The organism is Microbispora triticiradicis (assembly GCF_005864065.1).
In the GTDB taxonomy this organism is placed as follows: Bacteria; Actinomycetota; Actinomycetes; order Streptosporangiales; family Streptosporangiaceae; genus Microbispora; species Microbispora triticiradicis.
In genome coordinates this window covers 265,543-287,701 of sequence record NZ_VANP01000008.1, presented here as the reverse complement: position 1 = coordinate 287,701, position 22,159 = coordinate 265,543, and the positions used below count along the sequence as shown (strand labels likewise).

At 72.5% G+C, this 22,159-nt stretch carries 22 protein-coding genes; 10 read left to right on the top strand and 12 right to left on the bottom strand.

Annotated elements, in window-relative coordinates:
• Window positions 1-117 precede the first annotated feature (117 nt).
• From FED44_RS22100 to FED44_RS22070, 7 genes are all read right to left on the bottom strand, one after another.
• Window positions 118-2,262 (bottom strand): multicopper oxidase family protein, encoded by a 2,145-nt coding sequence (locus FED44_RS22100; RefSeq protein ID WP_138461896.1) that lies wholly within the window; start codon window positions 2,260-2,262, stop codon window positions 118-120.
• Complete coding sequence (locus tag FED44_RS22095) at window positions 2,259-2,717, bottom strand: DUF6220 domain-containing protein (RefSeq protein ID WP_133306013.1); 459 nt, start codon at window positions 2,715-2,717, stop codon at window positions 2,259-2,261. The genes FED44_RS22100 and FED44_RS22095 overlap by 4 nt, the downstream gene beginning before the upstream one ends.
• Before the next feature lie 263 nt (window positions 2,718-2,980).
• Complete coding sequence (locus FED44_RS22090) at window positions 2,981-3,532, bottom strand: hypothetical protein (RefSeq protein ID WP_138461895.1); 552 nt, start codon at window positions 3,530-3,532, stop codon at window positions 2,981-2,983.
• 172 nt (window positions 3,533-3,704) lie between these two features.
• Entirely contained in the window at window positions 3,705-4,754 is a 1,050-nt protein-coding gene (locus FED44_RS22085; protein ID WP_138461894.1) for a glycosyltransferase family 9 protein, read from the bottom strand.
• 97 nt (window positions 4,755-4,851) lie between these two features.
• Window positions 4,852-5,688 (bottom strand): glycosyltransferase family 2 protein, encoded by an 837-nt coding sequence (locus tag FED44_RS22080; protein WP_138461893.1) that lies wholly within the window; start codon window positions 5,686-5,688, stop codon window positions 4,852-4,854.
• Window positions 5,689-5,770: 82 nt separating this feature from the next.
• Entirely contained in the window at window positions 5,771-6,919 is a 1,149-nt protein-coding gene (locus FED44_RS22075) for a cation diffusion facilitator family transporter (protein ID WP_244302137.1), read from the bottom strand.
• Window positions 6,912-7,319 carry an ArsR/SmtB family transcription factor gene (locus tag FED44_RS22070; RefSeq protein ID WP_244302135.1) on the bottom strand — a complete coding sequence of 136 codons (408 nt, stop codon included), beginning with the start codon at window positions 7,317-7,319 and terminating at the stop codon, window positions 6,912-6,914. The genes FED44_RS22075 and FED44_RS22070 overlap by 8 nt, the downstream gene beginning before the upstream one ends.
• A 189-nt stretch (window positions 7,320-7,508) precedes the next feature.
• Between FED44_RS22070 and FED44_RS22065 the strand changes: the two genes are divergently transcribed.
• The gene (locus tag FED44_RS22065) at window positions 7,509-8,273 is read left to right on the top strand and encodes a lytic polysaccharide monooxygenase (RefSeq protein ID WP_111701068.1); all 765 of its coding nucleotides are present in this window, start codon (window positions 7,509-7,511) and stop codon (window positions 8,271-8,273) included.
• 72 nt (window positions 8,274-8,345) lie between these two features.
• Here the strand turns inward: FED44_RS22065 and FED44_RS22060 are convergent, their stop codons facing one another.
• Window positions 8,346-8,978 carry an Ohr family peroxiredoxin gene (locus FED44_RS22060; RefSeq protein WP_208759118.1) on the bottom strand — a complete coding sequence of 211 codons (633 nt, stop codon included), beginning with the start codon at window positions 8,976-8,978 and terminating at the stop codon, window positions 8,346-8,348.
• A 127-nt stretch (window positions 8,979-9,105) separates the two neighbouring features.
• Here FED44_RS22060 and FED44_RS22055 point away from each other — a divergent pair, with 127 nt between their 5' ends.
• Window positions 9,106-10,056, top strand: a complete 951-nt coding sequence (locus FED44_RS22055) for a Gfo/Idh/MocA family protein (protein ID WP_138461892.1) — start codon at window positions 9,106-9,108, stop codon at window positions 10,054-10,056.
• Between the two features lie 53 nt (window positions 10,057-10,109).
• Here the strand turns inward: FED44_RS22055 and FED44_RS22050 are convergent, their stop codons facing one another.
• The 3 genes from FED44_RS22050 to FED44_RS35925 form a co-directional block, all read right to left on the bottom strand.
• On the bottom strand, window positions 10,110-10,889 hold the full coding sequence (locus FED44_RS22050; protein ID WP_138461891.1) for a class I SAM-dependent methyltransferase: 780 nt from the start codon (window positions 10,887-10,889) through the stop codon (window positions 10,110-10,112).
• A 188-nt stretch (window positions 10,890-11,077) separates the two neighbouring features.
• Window positions 11,078-11,671, bottom strand: coding sequence for a TetR/AcrR family transcriptional regulator (locus FED44_RS22045; RefSeq protein ID WP_111701070.1), 594 nt, complete (start codon window positions 11,669-11,671; stop codon window positions 11,078-11,080).
• Between the two features lie 128 nt (window positions 11,672-11,799).
• The gene (locus FED44_RS35925; RefSeq protein WP_167521557.1) at window positions 11,800-11,937 is read right to left on the bottom strand and encodes a hypothetical protein; all 138 of its coding nucleotides are present in this window, start codon (window positions 11,935-11,937) and stop codon (window positions 11,800-11,802) included.
• 232 nt (window positions 11,938-12,169) lie between these two features.
• Between FED44_RS35925 and FED44_RS22040 the strand changes: the two genes are divergently transcribed.
• From FED44_RS22040 to FED44_RS22010, 8 genes are all read left to right on the top strand, one after another.
• Entirely contained in the window at window positions 12,170-12,967 is a 798-nt protein-coding gene (locus FED44_RS22040) for a class I SAM-dependent methyltransferase (RefSeq protein WP_138461890.1), read from the top strand.
• 137 nt (window positions 12,968-13,104) lie between these two features.
• A complete protein-coding gene (locus tag FED44_RS22035; RefSeq protein ID WP_138461889.1) occupies window positions 13,105-13,920 on the top strand; it encodes a glycerophosphodiester phosphodiesterase in 816 nt (271 codons plus the stop codon).
• 61 nt (window positions 13,921-13,981) lie between these two features.
• A complete protein-coding gene (locus FED44_RS38170) occupies window positions 13,982-14,104 on the top strand; it encodes a hypothetical protein (RefSeq protein ID WP_259402575.1) in 123 nt (40 codons plus the stop codon).
• 88 nt (window positions 14,105-14,192) lie between these two features.
• Window positions 14,193-15,338: a YcaO-like family protein gene (locus FED44_RS22030; protein WP_167521556.1), complete on the top strand. Its 1,146-nt coding sequence runs from the start codon at window positions 14,193-14,195 to the stop codon at window positions 15,336-15,338.
• 105 nt (window positions 15,339-15,443) lie between these two features.
• On the top strand, window positions 15,444-17,561 hold the full coding sequence (locus FED44_RS22025) for an NACHT domain-containing protein (RefSeq protein WP_138461887.1): 2,118 nt from the start codon (window positions 15,444-15,446) through the stop codon (window positions 17,559-17,561).
• Window positions 17,558-18,685: a zinc metalloprotease gene (locus tag FED44_RS22020; RefSeq protein ID WP_208759117.1), complete on the top strand. Its 1,128-nt coding sequence runs from the start codon at window positions 17,558-17,560 to the stop codon at window positions 18,683-18,685. Before FED44_RS22025 ends, FED44_RS22020 begins: the two co-directional genes overlap by 4 nt.
• A 4-nt stretch (window positions 18,686-18,689) precedes the next feature.
• The gene (locus tag FED44_RS22015; RefSeq protein ID WP_138461886.1) at window positions 18,690-18,998 is read left to right on the top strand and encodes a hypothetical protein; all 309 of its coding nucleotides are present in this window, start codon (window positions 18,690-18,692) and stop codon (window positions 18,996-18,998) included.
• A complete protein-coding gene (locus tag FED44_RS22010; RefSeq protein ID WP_244302133.1) occupies window positions 18,995-21,097 on the top strand; it encodes a S1 family peptidase in 2,103 nt (700 codons plus the stop codon). The genes FED44_RS22015 and FED44_RS22010 overlap by 4 nt, the downstream gene beginning before the upstream one ends.
• On the opposite strand, the gene FED44_RS22005 is transcribed toward FED44_RS22010, so the two are convergent.
• Window positions 21,085-22,152 (bottom strand): spore photoproduct lyase family protein, encoded by a 1,068-nt coding sequence (locus tag FED44_RS22005; RefSeq protein ID WP_138461885.1) that lies wholly within the window; start codon window positions 22,150-22,152, stop codon window positions 21,085-21,087. The two genes, FED44_RS22010 and FED44_RS22005, sit on opposite strands and share 13 nt — an antisense overlap.
• Window positions 22,153-22,159 lie beyond the last annotated feature (7 nt).

The window sequence follows — 22,159 nt, the reverse complement described above, 5'->3', positions numbered from 1 at the left end:
GCGAGGGGACCCAGGCCTGCTCCACTCACCCGAAGTTGTGATCTGATTACCGTGCGTTTACACCTCGCCCGGCGCTGAGGCCGCATTCTTTACCCGGCTTCGCATCCGGCGCGGTTCTCACCCGCCGTGACCGCCGTGGAAGGGCGTGGTCACCCCTTCGTACGCCAGGTGCAGCATCATCCCCAGGTCGGCGTGGCTGAGGTTGTGGCAGTGGTTCATCCACAAACCGGGGTTGGCGGCGCGGAACGCGACCTCCCACACCTCCCCGGGCCGTACGTCGAAGGTGTCGAGCCACAGAGGGCTCCCGGTGGGGGCGCGGCCGTCACGCGCGAGCACCAGCACCCGGTGACCGTGGAGATGCCAGGGATGGGTGTCCCTGCCCCGGTTGACCACGGTGAGACGGACGAGGTCGCCCTCCGCGACCACCTGGGTGGGCACGTGGGGATAGGCGCGGCCGTTGATCGTGTGCGCGTAGATGGGCAGTCCGTCCCCGAGCGCGAGCCCCCGGTCGAGCACGAGCGTGAACCGCCGGTCGAAGTGGGACCGCGACGTGTACGGCGTGGACGCCGGCGTGCCGTACCGGGTGAGGTCGAGCTCCGGCCACCCGGCCGCCGCCGCGGCGTCCTCGGCGTCCGTGACGTCGCCGGGGTGATCGGAGCGGGCGGTGGGGCCCGCGGTGCGCTCGGCGCCGGGAGCGTCGTCGGTTGCGGGGCCGTTCCCGGCGCCGTTCCCAGTGCCGTTCCCAGTGCCATGACGGGGGCCGTGACCGGGGCCGTTCGCCGTGGTCGTGAGCCGTACGGCCTCGGTGCGGTCGTCCACCCGCAGGACCACCGGGCCGGACGGCATGGTGAAGGCGAGGTCGTACCTGCCGCCCGCCGGGAGCCTCAGCCCGGCCCGGCTCAGCGGGCCCGGTCCGCTCAGGTCCGTGCCGTCCACCGCCACCAGCCGGTAGACCGTGCCGGCCAGGGTGAACCGGTGCGGGGTGTTGTCGGTGTCGACCAGGCGCAGCCGCACCGGTGTGCCCGGCGCCACCTCCTGGAGGACGGGCTTGTCGTGGTCGCCCACCACGGTCGTGCCCGCGAAGGTGTGCACGGGAAGCGTGAGATCCACGCCGGTGGTCGCGGACCCTCTCGGCTTCACGACGAGCATGCCGTAGAGGCCCATCCGTACGCCGATATCGGACACCTCGTGCGTGTGGTACCAGTAGGTCCCCGTCTGGGCGGCGACGAACCGGTAGACGAACTCACCGCCCGGCGGCACGGCCTCCTGGGTGAGCCCCGGCACGCCGTCCTCTCCCGAAGGCACGTCGTAGCCGTGCCAGTGCAGGGTCACGCCCTCCGTGATGTCCGCGTTGCGCAGCCGCACCTCGACGAGGTCGCCCTGTTCGGCGGTGATCGGGGGACCGGGAACCTGTCCGTCGAAGGTCCAGGCGGCCACCTTCCGGCCCGAGGACAGCGTGACCGTCGCCGTCCGCGCCGTCAGCGTGAACCGGCGTACGGTCCCGCCGGGCGCGGGCGCCGACGGTCCGCGCAGATCCGTGACCGGGCGGACGGGAACGGATGCCTGGGTGGACATGTCATGCCCCGGCATGTCGTGGCCGCCCTCGGCGGTGGCCGGGGCGACGGCTCCGGCGGTGGCGGCGACCGGGGTGGCGGCTTCGGCGGTGGCGGCTCCCGGGGTGGCGGCTTCGGCGGTGGTGGCGGGGAGGAACGTGAGGGCCCCGCCGGCCAGGGCGGCGACGACCGTCGCCGCCGTCGCCGCACGCAGCAGCGGGACCCGCGGGGTCATCGCCCGCCAGGTCAGCAGTACGGCCCCCGCGACGACGGCCAGGAGGATGAGAGCGCTGCCGGGCTCCGCCGGGTACCCCAGCAGGAACGTCTGGACGGGGCCGGCCGCCGCCGCGTACCCGGCCCCGAGCAGGGGGACCACCACCGCGGGCGACCTCGCGGCGTCCCGGCCGGCCTCCGAGGCCGCGCGGGACGCGGCCAGCAGACGCGGCCCGGCCGTCACGGCGGCGACGACACTCGCCGTCAGGAGGAGCGGCAGGGCGATCGCGACCTTCTCCTGGACGAACCACCAGCCGGCCCCGGCCAGCGCGAGAACGGACCCGGCCCGGGCCGGTGACGCGACCAAGGCCCCCGCCATCAGGGCCGCGGCCGTCCTCGGGCGTCGGGCGGCGGCCGCCGCCCCCGCGCCCACCCACGCCGCCGCGGCCAGGACCGAGACGAGCAGGTCGAGCACCATGAGCCGGTCGGTGGTCACGACGCGCGCACCGCCGGGCCGTCCACAGCGCCTTCCTCGACCTGCTCGGGGCCGGCCGACGCGAGCCGCCGGGCCCGGCCGAACACCGTGCCGCAGACGCCCAACACCGCCATGCCGTTGAGGGCGTGCAGCCCGAGGATCGCCAGGGAGAGCGGGGTGGTGTTGCCCGCGGCGTCCTCGAACGCGCCGCCGAGCGCGACGATCAGCGCCTGTACGACGACCAGCCCGACCGGCAGGACGGTCAGGCCGATCAGCCGTCCCGGCGCCCGGGCCGCCGCCGCGGCGGCGGTGGCCACCAGCGACAGCACGGGGATGACCAGCATGCCGTTCATGCTGTGTGCGGCGAACGAGGAGTCGTCCTGTGGTTTGTCGAACGCGCCGACTGCCGCGAGGTACATCTGGACGACGGCGGCGGCGAGCAGCAGTCCCGCGAATACGGCGTAGACCTTGCGCACGGCGGTGCTCCCTTCGATGAGCGGACTGTGGGGATCACCGGGATCGTGTCCCATGTCGAACCGGCGCGTCGTCCCTCCGTGAGAGACACGTCGGCTACCGCTCGGGGAGTACGCGGGCGGGTCTTCCGCCCGGCCGCGTACTCCCCGGCGGCGCTCCGATCGTCGTCGCCGGGGGCCGCCCGCGTCGTCGCACGCCGGAAGGCGCTTGCGGCTACCGCCGCCGCATCAGCGGCGCGTCCCACTACCGCTCGGGGAGTACGCGGTCACTGCGGCCAGTTGGCGATGATGCCGGGGGTGATGGCGTCGCTGTGGCAGTTCAGCGTCGCGCGGCGGGCCCGGTCCACGACGCAGACCTTGACGTCCACGCGCTTGATCTGGCCGTCCGACGACAGCCGGAACGTACTCCGGGCCGCGCAGGTCGTCCGCGGCAGGGCCCAGCCGGTGCCGCCGCCGACGTAGTGGAAGCGCGCCCGGACGTAGGCGCAGTGGCCGCCGTGCGCGTCACGGTCGTGGAGGCTGCCGGAGACGACGAAGGTCTCCGCGCTGAACCGGGTGATCCAGACGTCGGCCTTGGCGTAACCGCGGTGCCCGGCCCGCGACCGCACCGGCCCCCAGTGGATGAGCGGCGCCGCGGCGGACCGGGTCCTCGTGGCCGACGCCGTGGTGGTCTGTGCCGGGGCGGCCTGTGTCGGGGCAGCCTGGGTCAAGGCGGCCTGGGTCGCGGTCCTGGGCGTGGCGGCGTGGGCCGGAGCGGCCAGCGGGCCCAGGGCCGACACGGCCGCCAGCAGTCCGCCGATGACGAGGTTCTTGCTCATGTCGGCCGACCCTAGGGCCGGAGCCTTGGAGGGACCTTGCATTCGTCTTGTCCCCGGACAGTGCGGGCCTGCCGCCTCCGCGCACCGGCCCGCGCACCGGCCCGCACGGCTCCCGCGGGCGTCCTCCCGGACGGAGGGCCGGTGTGGACCAGGCGGTGCGGTGACAGGTTCGTCATCCGCCGCGCAGCAGGTCTTCGGCCTGTTCCACCACCTCGTCGACCGTGACCCCGGTCACCCACGACTCGTCGTGCGGGCACCGCCCCGCACGCGGGTCGAGCCCGCTGACGCCGCAGACCGGGCACTCGGCTGTCCAGGACATCAGGGACCGATGCCGGGTGCGGGTGAGCGGCCCGGCGTTGATGAGGTTGCCGCACCAGTAGACGCCCACGGTCGCTGTCCCCACCGCCGCGGCCAGATGCCGCGGGCCGGTGTCGTTGGAGATCACCAGGTCGCACCGTTCGTAGAGCGCGGCCAGGCCGCCGATGCCGAGGGTGCCGACGGCCGTGATGGCGGGCCGCCGCATCGCCGCCGCCACCTTCTCGACCACCTCGCGCTCCGCCTCGACACCGGTGATCACCACAGGCCGGCCGAGCCGGTCGGCGGCCTCGGCGAAGTGACGCGCCGGCCAGCGTCGCCGCGGATCGGTCGCCCCCGGGTGGATGGCCACCAGGCCGGGCGGCGGCTCGCCGTACACGCGGGCCAGTTCGGCCCGGTCGGCGTCGGTCACGGCGATCCGCGGATCGAGCACCTCGGACGTCCCACCGACCAGCGCCGCCACCTCCAGGTAGCGGAGGGTCTCGTGCTGGAAGTAGACGTACGGCACCCAGAGGTCGAGCCGCTCGGCGTCCGGCGAGCACAGCCCGGCCGTGACCCGGGCGCCGATCGCCCTGACGAACGGATTCGAGTAACGGCCGCCGCCGTGGATCTGCACGGCGAGGTCGAACCGCCGCTCGCGCAGTTCCTCGAACAGGCTCTCCGGGGCCGCGTGGCCGCTCGCGGCCGAGGAGACGCCCGAGATGGGCGGCAGGGCGACGACGTCGTCCACCGGCCCTGGCCTGTCCTCCAGGAAACGCGCGTGCCAGGACCTGGCGAGGAGGGTCAGCCGCGCCCCTGGGTAGGCCCGGCGCAGCGCCTCCAGGGCGGGCATGGCGAGGACCAGGTCACCGAGGGCGTTGGCCCGCAGGACCGCGATCCGGCCCACCCCCTCGATCACGCCGCCCATCGCCGTACCCGTCGCCGGGGCCCCGTCTCAGGGCCGATCACCGTCCCCGTCGCGGTGCCGGTCGCGGTGCCGGTCGGCGGGTCGATCGGCGCGGCCATCACCGCGCCCCTGCCGCCGCCTCGAAGACGTAGTCGTAGCACTCGGCGCCGCGGTCGGTGATCGTCGTCGGCAACTCCAGGTGGTAGGCCCGGCTCGGCAGCAGTCCCGCCCCGCCGTACCTCTCCATGACGCGCAGCTGCGCGGCCACGTCCTCACCCGCGTGCCGGGGCGGCACCGAGCGCCAGAAGTCGAACCCGCCGCACTCCAGCAGCCGTTCCCGGTCGTACAGCACGCAGCCGCCGATCCATGCCACCTTGTACGGCCGCCACTCGCGGGGGCCCGGGGCGCCGATGTGCTCCTGCGCGAGGTGCAGCGGATTGGACGCGTTGTGCAGGGTCCACCGCCGCCAGGCCGGCGACTCCCGGCGCACCCGCTCGGGCCGTACGCCGCCGGTCCACTCCTCGTACGGCGCGAGTTCGGCCGGGCGTACGTCGTCGCGGTAGGACAGCCCGTGCAGCGCGAAGCCGACGAACCCGCAGCGCAGGCCGTTCATCGCCGCCAGCAGGACCTCGATCGCCTCCGGCTCCAGCCAGACGTCGTCGTCCAGGTAGAGCGCGAGCCGCCGGTCGGCCCGGTCGAGCAGGAACGCCCGCTGCTCCGCCATGCCCCGCGCGGGCAGGTGACGACGGACGTCCACGGGCCGGTCACGGTGGCCGAGGATCCGCACCTGCGCGGCCACCAGCCGGTCCCCGGCGACCGGCTCCCGCGACTGGTCCGAGATCACGACGCGGAACCCCGGCGCGGTCTGCGCCGCCAGACCCGCCAGCGTGACGGCGAGCGCACCGGGGCGATCCCTGGTGGGCACGAGAACGTCGAGGTCGGACGGGGTGAACATGCGCGGCTGATACCCCTGGGGTCGTACGGCAAACAGCGCCGCCGAGCGGCCGCCCTGCGGACGGACTGAGGGAAGGCGGCGGTCAGGTGGGGTGGTCGGAGAGGCGGTCGGGGCGCCGGAAACTGATCCGGCGGCGTCCCGGGCACCCGTTCGGGCCGCGTTTGCCGGTGGTGTCGTCGGACGGCTGCGGCCGCCCGTTCGTGTGCGCCGGGCCGTGGGCCTCCGCGCAGTGGGGCTCGGCCGGGCCGCCGATGGCCAGCAGGTCCGGAGGGGCGTGGTCGACCTGGAGGGTGGTGTGGGCGATGCCGTACTCGTCGTGGACCATCCGCTGGGCGGCCTGCCGTACGGCGTGGCAGTCGGAGCCGGGGGCGACCAGGATGTGCGCGGACATCGCCGGGTAGCCGGAGGTGACCTCCCAGATGTGGAGGTCGTGCACCTCGACCACGTGCTCCAGGGCGGCGGTCCTGCGGCCGATCTCGGCCGGGCTCATGCCCGCGGGGGCGGCCTCCATGAAGACCCGGCCGGAGTCGCGCACCAGGCCCCACCCCGCCTTGAGCATCAGGGCGGCCACGACCAGCGCGGCCAGGGCGTCGGCCCGGCTCCAGCCGGTGGCCCACACCACCGCGCCGGCGGCCGTGGTCGCGATGAACGCGAACAGGTCGTTCAGGATGTGCTGGAAGGCGCCCTCGACGTTGAGGCTCGACCGGTTCGCCCTGCTCAGCAGCCAGGTCGCGGCGAGGTTGACCACGATCCCGGCGAGACCCGTGGCGACCACGTACGCGCCCGCGACCTCGGGCGGCTCGATCAGCCGGCGTACGCCCTCGTAGACGAAGTAGACGCTGAGCAGCAGCAGCGTGATGCCGTTGATCTGCGCGGAGATGATCTCCGCACGTTTGAGGCCGTACGTGAAGCCGCCCTGGGGCGGCCGGGCGGCGATCCGCATGGCCACGATCGCGAAGGCGATCGCGATCGCGTCGGTGAGCATGTGCCCGGCGTCGGAGACCAGGGCGAGGGAGCGCGCGACGAAACCGATGACGACCTCGACCGCCATGAAGCCGAGGATGAGCACCAGCGCGGCGGTCAGCAGCCGCCGGTCGGCCTCGGCGCTGACCGCGTGACCGTGCCCGTGACCGTGCGCATGCCCGTGCCCTTGTGCCTGTCCCGTCCCGCGCCGGTGTCCCTGCGGGGGTTCGTGCCCTGTGCCGGTTACACCCATGCCGGTCTCACCCATCGTCTCGGTCCTTCTCCTCATGCGTGATGTGCGTGATCGCCAGATCGAACAGCAGTCGCACGTGCGAGTCCGCGAGGCGGTAGTAGGCCATCCTTCCCGTACGCCGTACCTTCACCACGTTGTGGGCCCGCAGCAGGCGCAGGGCGTGGGACGCCGCGGACATGCTGTGCCCGGTGGCCGCGGCGAGGTCGCACACGCACATCTCGCCGCCTTCGAGCAGCGCCGCGATCAGCCGCAGCCGTCCGGGGTCGGACAGCAGCCCGAAGATCTGCGCCAGGTCCTCCATCGTCTCCGGGCCCGGCATGACCCGCCTGACGCTCTCCACCCGGTCCGCGTCGACCACGGGGAGCGCGCAGGAATCGGCGGTCTCGATGTCCACAACGATTGAACGGTCGTTCACATGAAGAAGTTTAGGTGACCGGACCATGCTGTCAACGACGCACCGCCCCGGATGTCCGCTGAAGGGGATGGTGATGGACCGATCCACCCAAGAGGATCTTAATTCCGCAGGTGGTGGCAGCAATTGGGCCTTCACTGTTAGGAAACCTTCTTTTATATTTGCGCCACCCCCAGCAGTGAGGAGCACCACATGCGAAGAGCGCTGACCTTCCTCGCGACGGCGTCGGTCGTCATCGGTGCCACCGTGTTCATCGCCTCGCCCGCTCAGGCGCACGGGTACATCTCGTCGCCGCCGAGCCGGCAGGCGATGTGCGCGCAGGGCCGTGTCCCCAACTGCGGCGACATCGTGTACGAACCCCAGAGCGTGGAAGGACCGAAAGGGCTGCGCAGCTGCAGCGGCGGCAACGCCCGGTTCGCCCAGCTCGACGACGAGAGCAGGCCGTGGCCCGCGACCAGCGTCGGCAACACCGTCACCTTCACCTGGTCGCTGACCGCCCGCCACTCGACGAGCACGTGGGAGTACTACATCGGCGGCACGCGGATCGCCGTCTTCGACGACCACGGCGCGCAGCCGCCGGCCACCGTCAGCCACAGCGTGAACCTCGGCGGCCGCACGGGCCGGCAGAAGGTCCTCGCCGTCTGGAACGTGGCCGACACGACGAACGCCTTCTACGCCTGTGTCGACCTCCAGATCGGTTCGGGCGGGACGCCCAGCCCGAGCCCGTCCCCGACGCCGCCGCGCACCCCCTCGCCCAGCCCGTCTCCCAGCGCCTCTCCCACGCGCAGTCCCTCGCCGACCCCGACCGTTCCGGGCGGCACCTGGGCGGCCGGTACGGCGTACAAGGTGGGAGACCGGGTCACCTACGCGGGCGTGACCTACCGGTGCATCCAGGCGCACACCGCGCTCACCGGCTGGGAGCCGCCGAACGTCCCGGCGCTCTGGCAGCGGGTCTGACCCTGAGCCCGGCTGCTCTGACGCGGACCCGTGCTCCCCGTGGGCACGGGCCCGCGTACGGCCGTACGCGATTCAGGCGACGTGGACGTGGACCTCGGCGCCGTGCGCGAAGGCCCGGGAGTACGGGCACATGCGATGGGTCTCGTCCACCAGCCGCCGGGCGGTCTCGGGTTCGACCCCCGGCAGGCGTACGGTCACGTCCGTACTGATCGTGTAGTCGTCGGCGGCGCCCCGCTTGCGCAGCGTGACGGAGGCGTCGACGGTGGCGTCGGCGGTCCGGGTGCCCTGCCGTCCGGCGACCAGGGCCAGCGAGTTGTGGAAGCACGACGCGTACGCCGCCGCGAGCAGTTGCTCGGGGTTGGTCTCCCCACCGGGCCCGCCCAGCTCCGGGGGCGCCTTGATGCGCACGTCGAGCAGGCCGTCGTCGGAGGCCACCTTCCCCAGGGCGGACGAGGCGCGGGCCGTGTAGAGGCCGTCGTACGATCCGTCGCCCCCGCGCTCGCCCCGCCGCTCCCGCCCCGGCCCGCCTTCCCGGGCCGGTCCCGGCCGCGCCGCCTCGCCGGTCCGCTCACCTGTCCGGTCCTCCGGCCGGTCGTCCGGATGCATGAGCCCGGTGAGCTCCGCCTCCACCCCGGGGCCCGAATAGTCGGGCCCCGGCGCCCGGTCGCCCGGCCGGTGAGTGAATCGCCGTATTTCCTCGCTCATCGCGTTTCCCCCGTCATGGATCGGCGGGTGGCCTACCCCCCTGATCTGCCCAATATCGGAATCCAGGGGCAAAAATTCACCTGTGCTACCGTCCCCGCAGGATCTGGGCGACGAGGAGTGGATCGGTATGAGCGGTGTTCGGTGGGGCATCCTCGGCACGGCGAACATCGCCGCCTGGGCGTTCCTCCCGGCGTTGCGCGAGGCGGGCGGCGGCACGGCCGCCGTCGTGGCGGGTCGCGACCTCGCACGGGCCGAGGCGTTCGCCGGGCAGAACGGTGTCGAGCGTGCCGTGCGCGGGTACGAGGCCGTGATCGAGGACCCGGACATCGACGCGGTCTACGTCCCGCTCCCGAACGCCCTGCACGCGCAGTGGACGATCGCCGCCCTGGAGGCGGGCAAGGCCGTGCTGTGCGAGAAGCCGCTGTGCCTGACGGCCGCGGAGGCCGAGAACGTGATCGACGTGGCTCGCCGGTCGGCCCGCCCGCTCTGGGAGGCGTTCGTCTTCCCGTTCCACCCGCAGACGGCCCGGCTGCGCGACCTCCTCGAACAGGGCGTCATCGGCGACCTGCGGGAGATCTGGTCGTCCTTCCACTTCCGGCTTGAGGGCGCGGAGAACATCCGGCTCGACGCGGCCCTCGGCGGCGGCGCCCTCTACGACGTGGGCTGTTACTCCGTACGGTTCGCGCAACTGCTGTTCGGCCGCGAGGCCGTGGCCGGTCACGCCGCCACCGTCAAGGGCGAGGCAGGGGTGGACATCGAGACCGCCGGAGTGCTCGAATTCGATCCCGGCCGCCTGCTGCTGAGCTGCAGCTTCGACCTGCCGTCCACGACGTACGCCCGGCTGGTCGGCACCGGCGGGGAGATCCGCCTGACCAATCCCTTCCACCCGAAGCCGCACGACGTGCTGGAGGTCTGGCGCGAGGAGCGGCTGGTCGAGCGGCACGAGCCGGGGGAGGGTTCGACGTTCTCCTGGGGCATCCGCCACATCCACGAGGTGCTGCGTGGCGAGGCCGAGCCCCGGCACACCGCCGTCGACGACTCCCTCGGCACCGCCCGCGCCCTGGACCTGCTCCGCTGACCCCACCCTGCCCCGGTCTCGAAGCCGCCTTCACCGCGCCGCCCGGCTGACCGTCAGCCGAGCTTCCGTGCGAGGGCGAGCTGGGTGAGGTAACGCTTGACGATGCGCCCGCCGTAACGGCCGTCGATGAGAGCCGCGATGCAGCCGAGCAGTCCCGTGCGGGCCTCGTCGGGCAGGGCGCGGTGGCCGGAGTAGGTATTGAGCAGGTCGAGATACTCCCGCGTCGTGTAGGCGTGGTCCCACTCGTAGCGATGGAACCGCACCGGCCCGAAGCGGCCGGAGTCGTCGATCTCGCCGCTGTCGTACGGGATGTCGTTCGCGGGCGTCAACCGCAGACCAGGCGGCGTGGCGGGGTCCCACCGCTCGTAGCAGCGCTGCACCTCGGCGAAGAAAGCCTCGCTGCCACCGGCGACGTGCTCGGTCGAGACGACGGCCAGCAGGCCGTCCGCCCGCAACGCGTCGGCCGACCTGCTCACGCGTGTGGCCGGGTCGAGCCAGTGGAAGCTGGTGGCGGCGAAGACGACGTCGAACCGCTCCGGCGGCAGCGGCCACTCCTCGAAGGCCGCGTTGACCACCTCCACGCCGGTGAACCGGGCGAGCTTGCGGCGGGCGAGCGCCGCCATCTCGGCCCCCAGTTCGACCGCCGTGACCGCGCAGCCACGCCCGGCGAGGGCGACCGTGGCCTGACCGGTGCCGCAACCGATCTCCAGCACCCGGCTGCCTTCGGGAATGTGCTCGAACATCGCGGCCGGGTAGCCGGGCCGCGTCCGGTCGTACAGGGCGGCGTCCTCGGTGAAGGTTCGGCGCAGTATCAGCCGGTCGTCGTCGTTCACGCCCGGCTACCAGGGCAACGGGTTTCGCGGTTGAAGAGCGCCGGCCTCGTCACACCAGGTCACGTTACCGGCCACGCTCCTGACGATCACGTGGTTATTCCGGGTGGCACCTTGATCGGCTGCACCGGCCCGGCCGGGGCCCCGAGGCGCTCTGTGCCGACGGCGCGCAGGGCGGGAGGGTTCGCGGCTCAGTCGCGTACGACACCGGCGATGACGGTGTTCACCATCTTGTGCACGGCGTCGGCCTGGGGCGGACCGCCGTCGCGGTCGGCGAACAGCAGGTGTGAGGCGCCGAGCAGCGTGGGAGCGAGCGTGTCGACGTCGGCGTCCGCCGCGATCCGGCCCAGATCGCGCTCGGCGGCGAGGTAGGCGGCGAGCATGGCCGCGGCCTCCGTCAGGAGTGGAAGGCCCTGGCCGGGCCTGGCCTGACGTAACCGGGCGCGCAGGCCGTCCCGGGAGATGATCAGGCCGACTACCGCGACGGCGACCGAACCGAACAGGTCCGTCAGCACGTCGGTGAGGTTGCCGGCGACGGTGCCGGTCCCGGCGGACTCGCGCAGAGCGGCGGCCTGCCGGTCGATCCTGGCGATGCCGTCGAGCACCAACTCGGCGAGGAAGGCGTCGAAGTCGGCGAAGTGCCGGTGCAGGACACCCTTGGCGCAGCCCGCCTCGGTGGTGACCGCCCGGCTGGTCAACCCACTCGGTCCGTCCCTGAGCAGCACGCGCTCGGCCGCGTCGAACAACTGCGTGCGTACGTCGCGGAGGGCCACTCCCGTCGGCACCGTTCGTCCCTCCTCTCCGCCACGATCGACTTTACCGGTGCCGCCTCCTCGGTCTTCGAAGCTGGAGGACCGAGTGTGCGACTCCACCACCGTGGACGGATACGAAGGTCGGGTCGTCGCCGGGTCTGCTACTCGGTGAACAACTCCTGGGCCGAGGTGACGGTGACGGCCCGGCGTACCCAGGTCCGCAACTGGTCCAGATCCTGACAGCGGCGGATCCGCTCGCGGACGTCGTCGGGAACCTCCAGGCCCCGGGCCTCCAGCACGTTGAGGATCGCGTCGCTCTCGCCTTGGCGAGCCAGTGGGAGAAGTGCTTCTCGCCGAGGTGCTCGAAGTCCTGAATGGTGGTCACCATCTCCTCCAGACGCTTGGTCGTCACTATGGGTAGCGAGTTGAATACTTCCCACCCGGGCGGCCGTGAAGGGCGGGTCGGTTCGAAAACAACTCCAAGGGTGAACGCCGTTGACGAGTGGGCATGTGCCCACTATAAGTGGGCACATGCCCACTTTTGAAGGTGCACCCCACAAGGCCAGGCAGATGGCGGAGTCGTTCGGTGAGGACGCCGAACGGTACGACCGCACCCGGCCCGCCTATCCCGAGGCCATGGTGGAGCGGATCGTCGCCGCCAGTCCCGGGCCCGAGGTCCTCGACGTCGGCTGCGGCACCGGCCTCGCGGCACGGCAGTTCCGGTCGGCGGGCTGCCGGGTGCTCGGCGTCGAACCCGACGCGCGGATGGCCGCCTTCGCACGCCGCGGCGGGATCGAGGTCGAGGTGGCGACGTTCGAGGCCTGGCACCCCGCCGACCGGACGTTCGACGCGGTCGTCGCCGGGACGGCCTGGCACTGGGTCGATCCGGTCGCCGGCGCGGTCAAGGCCGCCGAGGTGCTGCGTCCCGGTGGCCGGCTGGCGGCGTTCTGGCACGTGTTCGAGCCGCCGCCCGCCGTGTCGGAGTCCCTCGCCGCGGTCTACCGGAAGGTGTTGCCCGGCTTCCCGCCACAGGACGGCGCGCGTCCGAAGTCGGCCCTCGACGGATACCGGCCGCTGCTGGACAAGGCCGCCGACGGCATCCGGGAGGTGGGCGCGTTCGGCGAGCCCGAGGAGTGGCGGTTCGACTGGCAGCGGTTCTACACGCGCGATGAGTGGCTGGACCAGTTGCCCACGTCCGGCCTGCTGACCCGGCTCCCGCCGGACACGCTGTCGGAGATGCTCGCCGAGGTCGGGGCCGCGATCGACGCGATCGGAGGCGGCTTCACCGTCGCCTACGTCACGGTGGTGGTCACCGCCGCGCGCCTCTGACCCGTACGGCGAAATGTCCGGAGACGGACGTGATGCTCATCGAGACGGCACCCGGCCGCCATCGGGAACTCAACTCGGTGTAATGGCGCGTGGTCAGGTTCGGGTCGTAGGACGCTTCCCGACACCCGAGGAGAACCATGCGCCGGCGACTCGGCCTTATCGTCGCACTCGTCCTGACCCTTCTCACCCTCGTCGTTCCGGCCGCGGCGGCGTCGCGGCCGCTGGTGGTCGCTCATCGCGGCGCGTCGGCGTACGCGCCCGAGAACACCGTCGCCGCGTTCCGGCTGGCCCGTGACCAGGGCGCCGACATGTTCGAACTCGACGTGCAGGAGACCGCGGACCATCACCTGGTGCTGATGCACGACACGACGCTCAGCCGTACGACCGACGTGGAGAAGGTCTTTCCCGGCCGGTCGCCGTGGCGGGTCGGCGACCTCACGCTGGCCGAGATCCGCGGGCTGGACGCCGGCTCGTGGTTCTCCCGGAAGTACGCGGGAGAGCGGGTGCCGACGCTCGGCGAGACGCTGCGCGAGATGCGCGGCAGCGGGCTCGGGTTGCTGCTGGAGATCAAGGAGCCCCGGCTCTACCCGGGAGTCGAGGCCCGGGTGGCCGAGGAGATCGGGCGTGACACGGGCTGGCGGGGCCGGATCGTGGTGCAGTCGTTCGACTGGGAGTCGATGCGCCGGTTCCACCGCCTCGTGCCCGGGGTGCCGATCGGCCTGCTGGGCACGCCGCCGGTCGCGGACCTGCCCCGCCTGGCGGCGTTCGCCGACCAGATCAACCCGCCGTACGCCGGTGTCACGGCCGGCTACGTCCGCCGCGTCCACAGGCTGGGGATGAAGGTCCTCACGTGGACGGTGGACGCGCCCGCCGCCGTACGCCGCCTGACCGGCGCGGGTGTGGACGGCGTCATCACCAACAGGCCGGACGTCGTACGGGAGGTGGCCGGTTGATGGTGTTGGCCTGACCCGGACGCGGGCAGATGTCCCTCCCGCCTGTTGAAGGGAGCAGCCCATGGGACGCGGCGTGGACTTCGCCAGAGCCGAGTCGCTGGACGACGTCGAGCAGGAGCTCACCGAGGCCGAACGCGAACGACTGCGCGAGATCACCGAGGAGCGCGACGAGAACGCCGGTTAGCGCGGAGCGGGTCGTCCCGCTTCCGGAGGCCGTACGCCGGGCCGGTGCGGCCCTCGCGCATCTGGGCCTGACGCCCGACCTGGTGGACATGGGCGAGGGCCGTGAGCCGGCCGCCTGGCACTGCCGCCTGCGGGGGCCGGACGGTGTCCCGGCGCCGTCGGCGGAGGGCATGGGCAAGGGACGGCGCGCGGAGGCCCGTGCCGGCGCCCTGTTCGAGGCGCTGGAGCACTACCTGACGGGCCCGGCGCTGTTCGACCCGGCGGCGGTGGAACCCGTCGAACCGGCCAGGATCGCGGCCGGGCCGCTGCGGGCGGACGCGTCCGCCGTCCTGCTCGACGGCCGATGCGCCGCGCCGCTGGCCTGTAACCGGTACCAGGGACCCGGGGGCGCCGTCCCGGTGCCCCTGTTCCTGTCCGCCCCCTGGTACGTCGAGGCGGACGCGGCGCGGCTGCGCGAGCGGGCCGGTGACGCCCACGACTACACCGGTCTGATGAGGTACAGCTGCAACAGCGGATCGGCCGTGGGCGTCACCGCGACGGAGGCGCTGCTGCACGCCCTCAACGAGACGATCGAACGCGACGCGCTCTCCCTGCTGCTGGTGCGCGCCTTCCTCGGCACGGGCGAACGGCCGTCGGTCGTCGATCCGCGCACCCTGCCGCCCGAGCTCGCCCGCGCCCACGCCGTGGCCGGTCAGGTCACCGGAGCGCCCGTCCACCTGCTTGACATCACCAGCGATTTGATGGTCCCCACCATGCTCGCCTACGTCGCGCCGACGCCGGACCGCCCGCACCGGCGCGGAGCCGGAACCTCCCTGAGCCCCGCTCACGCCGCATGGCGGGCGCTCACCGAGCTTGTGCAGACCACCGTGGGCGAGCGCATCCAGCGCCGGGGGGACGCGGAGCGGCTCGCCCGGTATCCCGAACTGCTGGCGTGCGGGCGTTTCGACCTCACCGAGCATCTGCACGCGGCCCGTACGGTTCCCTTCCCCGAGGACGGAGCGCGGCCGGGCCGTCCCCGGGACCAGCTCCGCGAAGTGGCCGCCCGCCTCGGCGCGCGCGGCTACGCACCGCTCACGCGTACGGTGGCCGTTCTCCCCGGTTGGATAACGGCCGTGCACGTCGTCGTGCCGGGCCTGGAGCGCTTCATGCTGGTCGTGGAGGGCAACCTCGTCCTGCCCGGCCCCCGGGGACGGGCCGCCGTGCGGCATGCCGTACGGGCCGGAGACGGGTGTTGATCTACCAAGGGCTTGACCTCCCCGCGCGCGGGTGTACGAGCACTTTCCCACACTGGGCGGATTCCCTTCTTACGCTTCCGGCAGAGCGGTTCGCATGATGGCCTTGTGGAGAGGTCGAGGTGGCATCGACGGCACCACATGTGGACCTCGGTGGTGCTGGGGGTCCTGCTCCTGGTTCTGGCGGTGCGGCTCAAGTTGTTGGTCGAGGATTTGGAACTGCCGGAACAGGGGGCCCGCAATATATCGATGAACGTCGGGGTGCTCATGACCGCGGCGAACAGCGTCATCGAGCTGATGAAAGGGGGCCTCCAGTTCCTGTCCCAGTGGCGCACGTCCAGAAAGCCTCCGTCGGCCCCCGCCCAGAGCGACGTCGACAACGCCAAGGACGTCCTCGCCGGTCTCGTGGCCGAGCAGTGGAGGGACGAGACGATCCTGCGGTCGCTGGCCGATCCCGAGCCCATCCCGGTGCCGTGGAGGTCTACGGAGCACGCCGAGCTCATGGACCACCCGCGGCTGATCGCCAAGGACTTCGTCAGCTTCCCCAGCCTGAGCGCGGACCTCGCCGGAATGGCGGCCGAACTCCGGGCGCTGCGCAGCCGCCGCCTGGTCATCCTCGGAGGCCCGGGGTCGGGCAAGACGACCCTCGCCGTGCAACTGCTGATGGAACTGCTCCGGACGCGGCTGCCCGGTGAGCCCGTTCCCGTGCTGCTGTCGGCGGCACGCTGGGACGCCGAGGTCCATCCCCGATTACAGGACTGGCTGGCCGACTGCATCGCCGTCGACTACCCGGCGCTGACGGCGGACGAGTTCGGTCCTGACGTCGCGAAGACCCTGACGGCGCGCGGCGGGGTCCTGCCGGTCATCGACGGCCTGGACGAACTGCCGGGACAGGCGCGGGCCGGGATCCTCCTGGCGCTCAACCACTCGATGAGCGACCGCGACCAGTTGATCCTGACCTGCCGTACGGAGCAGTTCGCCGAGTCCGTGGACCTGATCGGAGACGTGCTCACCGCGGCGGCGGTCATCGAGCCGGGGGAGATCACCGCCGAGACGGCCGCCGACTACCTCCAGGCGTGCCTGCCGCCCAGGCCGCACCCCGCCTGGCTTCACGTGCTCGACGCGCTGAGGAAGGGGATCGCGCCCGCCCTGGCCGAGGTCACCGCGACCCCGCTGGGGCTCTGGCTCGTCCGCTCCGCCTATGTCGTCAGCCGCCAGGACCCCGCGCCGCTGCTCGAACTCGGGCGGGCGGACGCGGCCCGTCTCTACGACCACCTGTGCGACCGGTTCATCCCCGCCCTCGTCGGCTCGCGTACCCCCGCCGCGGACGCGGACGAGCCGTTCCGGCCCCGGCACTCCTGGGACCCGGAGCACGTGCGGCACTGGCTCGCCTACCTGTCGGGCCAGCTCCTGACCCCCGGGGAGGACACGCGCAACGTCGCCTGGTGGCACCTGGCGCGGTACGCCTCCACCGGGACGGTCCGGCTCATGGTCAGCGTCGTCAGCGGGGTCCTGGTGGGCCTCTCGATCGCGGCGGTGGCGCACGCGCCGCGCGCCGGAGCGTTGTTCGGCCTGGTGTCCGCGCTCGCCGTGCTGGTCATGACGAGATCGTGGTTCACCGAGCCGCCTGGTCACGCCGAGTTCCAGGTGCGCGGACGGCTGTCCCTGCTCGGCCGCACGCTGGCGGAAGCCGTCGTGGCCGGCCTGCTGGGCGCGCTCGTGGGCGGGCTGATGAGCCACAGGGCCGGCGGGGCGCTCAAGATCGCGCTGCTGTCCGGGCTCACATACGTGCTCACCGTCGGCCTGATCCGGTGGGTCGAGCATCCGACCAGCAGCACGACGGCGCGCTCCCCCCGGTCGACCTGGCGCGCCGACCGCAACCTCACGCTCATCCGGGCGCTGTGCGGGCTGGGCGTCGGTCTGACGGTCGCAGCCGTCGGCCTGGTGGCCAAGCTGAATCCGCCGGCCGTGCTCGCGGGCGGCCTGCTGCTCGGGCCGCTGTTCGGGCTCATACTCGGCAGCCACCACGCCTGGCTCGCCTACACGCTGACGATCCCGCGGCTCGCCAGGCGCGGACGGCTGCCGCTGCGCGCCATGTGCTTCCTCGACGACGCCCACCGCCTGGGCCTGCTGCGCACCGAGGGGCCGTTCTACCAGTTCCGCAACGTCGAGTTGCAGCGGCGCCTGGCGCGTGACCACATATTCGAGCGTAAGGACTCGCCATGACCGAACCGACGAACGCCCGGTTCCCGGCCCGCGACCTGTGCGGGACGATGCTGGTGCACCGCAGGCTGCTCAACGAGAGCATGACCTATCGGGCGCGGCGCGCGGCGATCGAGACCCGGGCCCTGCGGTACGAGCAGGGGCGGCGCGCCCCCGTCCGGACCGAGGTGCTGACCATCCCGGTCGTCGTGCACGTGGTGCACGACCGGGCCGTGCCGGCCGACGACATCGCCGACGAACAGATCCACAGCCAGATCGAGGCGCTCAACCGGGACTTCCGCGCGGCGAATCCGGACGTGGCGAAGGTGCCGGACGTGTGGAAGGCCCTGGTGGCGGACGCCCGGGTGGAGTTCCGCCTGGCCACGCGCGGGCCCGACGGCGAGCCCGCGACGGGGATCGTGCGCGTCGCCACCGACCGGCACGACTTCACCGTGGACGACGGCGTGAAGTCGGGCGCCACCGGAGGGTCGGACCCGTGGCCGAGCGACGAGTACCTGAACCTGTGGGTGTGCCGGCTTCGCGGGGGCCTGCTCGGGTACGCCCAGTTTCCCGGCGGCCCGCCGCAGACCGACGGCGTCGTCATCCTCAACACGGCCTTCGGGACGACGGGCACGGCGGCCCACCCCTTCGACGGCGGCCGTACGGCGACCCACGAGATCGGCCACTGGCTGGACCTCTACCACATCTGGGGAGACGACGACGGCGCCTGCACGAGCGACGACAAGGTCGCCGACACGCCGAACCAGGCGGACGCGAACTACGGGCTGCCGGCTTTTCCCCGCGTCACCTGCGGCAACGGCCCGAACGGCGACATGTTCGTGAACTACATGGACTACACCGACGACGCCGGCATGTTCATGTTCACCCGGGGGCAGGCCGCGCGGATGAACGCCTGCCTGGAGGGCGTGCGGGCCTCTTTCCTCGTCTCGCCGGCGGCGAAGGAGGCACCCGCGAAAGAGGCGCCCGCCAAGGAGGAGCGCCTCACGCGGGCGATGCCGGAGACGTGGCGTCCCAGCCACGACGGGGACGTGGAGCGGCTGCTCCAGGACAGCGAGCGGCTGACCACCGAGGTGCTGAACGACATCCGCGCCGCGATCGGCATGGTCGGCGGCCACACGGACGGGTGAGCCCGTGACGGAACCGGACATCGGCATCGTGGGGGAGTGGCTGCACTCCTACGAGGAGGACACCGGCGACGCGGAGGTCTACCGCCCCGCGCGCCATCCGTTCCGGCCCTCTCGCCGTCCGCGCCGGGGCCTGGAGTTCCGGGCGGACGGCACGTTCGTCGAGCTCCGCCCCGGCCCCGCCGACCGCCCGCGGCCGGTGACGGGCCGCTGGCACGCGCGGGAGAGCGGCGTGCGCGTCGTCTTCCCCGAAGGCGGGCGCACCGACCTCACCGTGCTGTCCTGCCAGGACGGCGTGCTGACGATCGCGAAGTGACGGGAGACGCCGTGGACATCGCCGACGAGGTCCGGGAGAAGGGCCTGCGCCACGCCAGGGCGGCAGCCGTACGGTATCGCCGCAGCGGCACGGTCCGGGACGAGGTGCGCCGCAGGCAGAGTGAGGGCGACGCCTTCCCCGACTCGCCGGACCTGCTCGCGGCCCGTGCCGCCCGGCTCGTCCAGCGTCAGGGAGTGCCGGTCGAGGCAGTGATGGAGGCCACCCGGGGCGTCCGCCTGGACCGGCCCGCGATGCACGAGCGCATCCTCGGCGTCGCCAAGGACCTCCAGGCGTGGAGCTTCCTGCCGCGCGGGGCCCGGGCGGCCCGCACCGTCGCCAGGATCTCGGTGAGCGAGAACGGCCGGGAGCTGCCGATCGGTACCGGCTTCCTGGTCTCGCCCCGGCTGCTGCTGACCAACCACCACGTCCTCCCCTGCCCGGAGGCCGTACGGCAGGCGTTCGCCGAGTTCGACGCCCAGGTCGGCGTGGACAACACGCCTGAGGTGGCCAAGCGGTTCACCCTCGATCCGGACGCGTTCTTCGTGGCCGACGAGGGCCTCGACTTCGCCCTCGTCCTGGTCGCTCCCGAGGCCGGCGGACGGCCGGCGGGGGAGATCTTCGGCTGGAACACGCTCAGCGCGCAGCCGGGCAAGCTCGTCATCGGCGAGCCGGTGAACATCGTCGGCCATCCCGGCGGCCGGTTGAAGGAGATCTCCATCCGGGAGAACCGGCTGGAGGTCCGTCTGGACGACTTCCTGCAATACCAGACCGACACGGAGCCGGGCAGTTCGGGCTCGCCCGTGTACAACGACCAGTGGGAGGTGACGGCGCTCCACCATGGCGGCGTGCCGAGGACCGACGACCAGGACCGCATCCTCCGTCGCGACGGCCAGGTCTGGCAGGCCGGTGACGGCGACGACGCCGTGGACTGGGTGTCCAACGAGGGCGTGCGGGTCAGCTCGATCCTGCGGCACCTGGTCACGCTGCGGCTCGACGGCGCGTGGACGGCGCTGCTCGCGGAGATGGGGCCGGAGTCGGGGCTCCAGGACGGCCGCGCCGCAGGGTCGGCTCCCACCGCGTCACCCGTGACGGCGCCGGCGGGGCCGGCGGAGTCCGCGGCCACGCGGCCGGTCATGCGGGGCTCGTCAGAGGCCACCACGGTGTCTCCTGACGAGCCCGGCACGACGGGGCTCTCCGCGGACTCCGCGGCGTTCGGGGGTGCCCTGCACCTGGTGTTCCTGCACGGCCGAGGCCAGCAGGGACGCGACCCCGAGCACCTGCGCCGTTACTGGACGGCGGGCCTGAACGGCGGGCTGACCCGGGCGGGACTGCCCACGATCACCCCGGGGGACGTCTGCTTCCCCTTCTACGGCGACCGGCTCGCCGAAGCCCTGCGGCCCTCCCGCCCCGCGCCGCACTCCCTTGAGGAGATCTTCGCCGACCCGGTCGACGCGGCGGCTCCCGTGCTCTACGGCACGAGACGGCTGTACGAGCAGCTGATCGTGGAGGCCGCGGCCAGGGCCGGGATGCCCGGAACCCGGCCGACGGGCGGGGAACGGGCGGACCTGGTGCACGGTGGGTTGAGCTGGCTGGCGGCCGTCACCGACCTGGACCGGCTCGCCATCGCCGCGATCTTCGCGGACGTGGCCGCCTACCTGGGTGACGAACGGGTCCGGGAGGCCGTGCTGGACACGGTGCTGCGGGAGACGCCCCGCGGTCCGCTGGTGATCGTCAGCCACAGCCTGGGCACGGTCGTCGCGCTGGACCTGCTCATCCGCCTCGGCCCGGCCGTGAACGTCGGCCTGCTCGTCACCGCGGGCAGCCCGCTCGGCCTCGACACCGTGTACCGGAGCCTGCTCGCCGGCGGCCCGAAGCGTCCCGGCCAGGTGGCCCACTGGTTCAACGCGTGGTGTCCCACCGACCCGGTCACCGTCGGATGCCCGCTCGACGACGACTGGCAGGGCGAACTCGTCGAGACGTGCGTCACCAACCCCTTGAGCCGGGTGCACGACGTGGAGGAGTACCTCGCGCACCCCGAGGTCGCACGCGAGATCGGCGCGGCCCTCCCCGCCGCGTACGCCCGCGGTCAGAAGGCGTAGCGGACCCGGCAGTACGGCAGCCTCTCGGCGATCAGGCCGGTGAGCGCGGTGACGTAGCGGCCCTTTTGGCCGATCTTGTAACGGACGTTCCATCCGCCGGTCTGCGAGCGCTTGGGCTGCTGGAGGTCGGGACGCCACAGCACCTCCTCGGCCTTGGGATGCCAGCCGAGGTTGACCTCGTGCAGGCGGTCGTTGTGGGTGAGGAAGATGACCTCGGCGGCGAGCTGCGCGCGCGCCGCCGGGCCCAGCGCGTCGTCGAGCTGCCCGAGCAGCTCGGCCCAGTCCTCCAGCCAGCCGTCCCGTACGACGACGGGGCTGAAGTTGACGTGCACCTCGTATCCCGCCTCGACGAAGTCGTCGATGGCCGCGATGCGGTCGGCGACGGGCGAGGTGCGGATGTCCAGCAGCTTCGCGTCCGCGGCCGGCATCAGGCTGAACCGGACGCGCGTACGGCCGCGCGGGTCCCAGCCGAGCAGGTCGCGGTTGACGTACTTGGTCGCGAAGCTCGCCTTGGCGTTCGGCAGGTCGCGGAACAGGTCGACGAGGTCGCGCACGTTGTCCGAGACGGTCGCGTCCACCGAGCAGTCGGAGTTCTCGCCGATGTCGTACACCCAGGCGTGCGGATCGACCTGGTTGGGCTCGGGCTTGACGCCCTGCCGTCCCGCGTGCCGGGCGAGATAGCCGGTGATCTTGTCGATGTTCGCGAACACCGTGATCGGGTTGCTGTAGCCCTTGCGGCGCGGCACGTAGCAGTACGCGCAGGCCATCGCGCAGCCGTTCGCGGTGGAGGGCGCGATGAAGTCGCTCGACCGGCCGTTGGGCCGCGCGGTGAGCGACTTCTTGACGCCGAGGACCAGAGCCTCCGTCTTGATCCTGACCCAGCGGGAGACGTTCGACTCGTCCCCGTACAGCTCGGGGATCCGGTGGTGCGACTCGATCTCGACGCGCTCGGCGTCGGGGAACCGCTGGAGGATCTCCTTGCCGCGCGGCAGTCCGGCCGCGGCGGGCTCGACGTAGAGGCGGCGGATGTCCAGGAGCCGGTGGCCTTCGTTCACCTGGGTG